This window comes from Allobosea sp. P1_A7 (assembly GCF_056406775.1).
Window position 1 is genome coordinate 1 of the sequence record NZ_JBFTZN010000485.1, and the last position, 2,392, is coordinate 2,392.

Annotated in this window: 1 protein-coding gene; it reads right to left on the bottom strand. The window is 64.4% G+C overall.

What is annotated here, in order from left to right:
* Positions 1–2,392 (bottom strand): calcium-binding protein (locus AC1D34_RS36675; RefSeq protein WP_476826913.1); only part of this gene is annotated, 2,392 nt, incomplete at both ends.

The window sequence follows — 2,392 nt, forward strand, 5'->3', positions numbered from 1 at the left end:
GGTGCCCATGAAGTTGGACGCCATGCTCGCTGCCATCGTGGTGTTGATCACCCCGCTACCATCGACCAGCCCGGGGAAATAGGACTGGAATCTGACCGAGCCGCCGTTCGGCAGGCTGAAGACGGTGTTGTTCTCCCAATGCTCCAGGATCAGTTCGCGCAGCGTCGGCAGCAATCGGAAAGCCGGGTCAGACGGATCCGGCGCTCCCGCCAGCAGCATCGAGCCGAGACCGCCGTCGCCATGGCCGTCGCCTTCCCGGAGGAACTGGCCGACGAGCCCGTTCGAGCCATAGGCCTGGTTCTGGTCCGCGAAAGGCGAGGTGCGGTTGATATGCTGGGGAACGCCGTCGACGATTTCGTCGACCGTGCCCCGGGTGAGATCGGCCGGGTTGCCTGATCCGGGCGCGCCGCTCCCGGGAGCCCCGATCTGGATCGTGCCGTTGCCACCCTTCGGCAGGAAGTCGAGGCCGTGGTCGAAATACTGGCCGAAGGCCATGAAGAAGATATTGGCGTCGTTGCTGTTCTTCGGCAGGTCTGCTTCCTGCACTCCGAGGATATTGCTGATGTTGCGTGGATCGAGCCCTTCGAAGATCGGGTTGATCTTGTTGTTGCCGGTCGCCGCGTCGTATTCGCCATAGTGGGCTTCTGTCAGCCGGATGAAGTGCTCGTCCGCCGCGCCGTAATCGGGATGGGTGACATTGTTGCCGTGGCCGCTGAGATCGCGGACGCCGGGCACCGTGTCGTCATCGCCAGGGACTTCCTGGCCGTTGACCAGGTGCTTCAGCCCGGAAAGGTCGCCGGCGGTGAGTTCGAACGCGCCGGTGACGCCGTCGCCTCCACCATCTCCGCCGCCATTTCCGCCACCATCGCCGCCGCCGTTGCCGCCCCCGCCGCCACCGCTACTGCCGGAATTCGCGAAGGTCGGCGACGCGCCGCCCGCCAGCGTTGCGAAGGTGATGGTATGGCCGCCATTCGTCAGGGTCGTCGTGCCGTTGTCGTTGTTCGTGCTCGTGTAGTTGGCGAGCGTCGAACCGGGCGCCAGCTCGATGACATCCTGAGGCCGCAAGGTCCCGATGATCGTGTCATGGCCGCCCATCGACTTGAAGACGATGCGATGTGCCGAGGTTAGCGCCGAGATATTGACGGTATCGTCGCCCGTCGAACCATCGATCGTGATGGTGTTGGTGAACAACGTGGTCGCCGCGAAATTGCCGATGACCTGGAAGGTGTCGCCGCCGCCGCCGCCGGTGATCTGGATCTCCTCGATATTCGCGAGTTCCGCGACGACCGCGGCGCCACGCGTGATGACGATCTCGGTCGCTGCGGCGACCGTGATACCGGCCGCGATCGCATCGGCCCGGGCATAGACCCGGAAAGCCTCTGCGGTCGCGTCGCCCACGATCCGAACGGTGTCGGTGTCACGACCGCCGTCGATGATGTCACGCCCTTCGGTCGAGCCAACGATGATCAGATCATCGCCGCGATCGCCAAGGATCGTGTCATTGCCCAGGCCGCCATTGATGGTGTCGTCACCACGGCCGCCGTCGATCGTGTCGTTCCCGGCCCCGCCATTGAGGATGTCGTTGTCGCGATCGCCGAGGATGGTGTCGTCGCCGTCGCCGCCGTCGACCGTATCGGCCCCACGGCCTGCGTCGATCGTGTCATTGCCGCCAAGGCCGGTGATGGTGTCGTCGCCACGGTCGCCGGTGATGGTATCGGCGCCCGCCGTACCCACCAGGACATCGTTGGCGCGCGTGCCGACGATGGTGGTTGGCGGCAGCGGCGGAACATTGGTGCCGACGGTCGCGGTCGGGGCGGAGAACACCTCCTCGAGCACGCCATGAGCGTCCTGATAGACGACCCGCAGCCTGATCGGCAGCCCCTTCTCGCCATCAGTGACCGTGAAGCTCGGGCCATGCGCGCGCTCCACCTCGCCGGCCCCGAAGAGTTCGATATCGGCGAAACCGGTGCCGTCATCGACCTGCCAGAAATAGGAAACCGGAGCAGAAACGGCACCAGTCGTGTTGGTTCCCAGGATATTGTCGGCATCGGTCAGGCCGAGCAGACTGGCCGTCAGGACATCTCCGACCTGGATGATATTGCCGCCGTTCACGTCGACGATGGTCGGCCGCCCCACCGGCGCCTTGTTTGCAGCGACGACCACGAGCGACTGATCGATGAAACTCGCACCGCTACGCACGAGAGACTGATCGGTAAACTGCAGCCGCTCGATGTTCCGGAGCGTATCCGTCCCATCCGTCCCGACGTTGTCCGTGACCGTCACGGAGCCGTCAGCGTTTATCGTAATGGTGTAGTTGCCTCGCGGGCCGGAGAACTTGGCCGTGTCGAAATCGGTGGTATCCGAGGTCTTGATCTCGCGAACGATCCTGAGC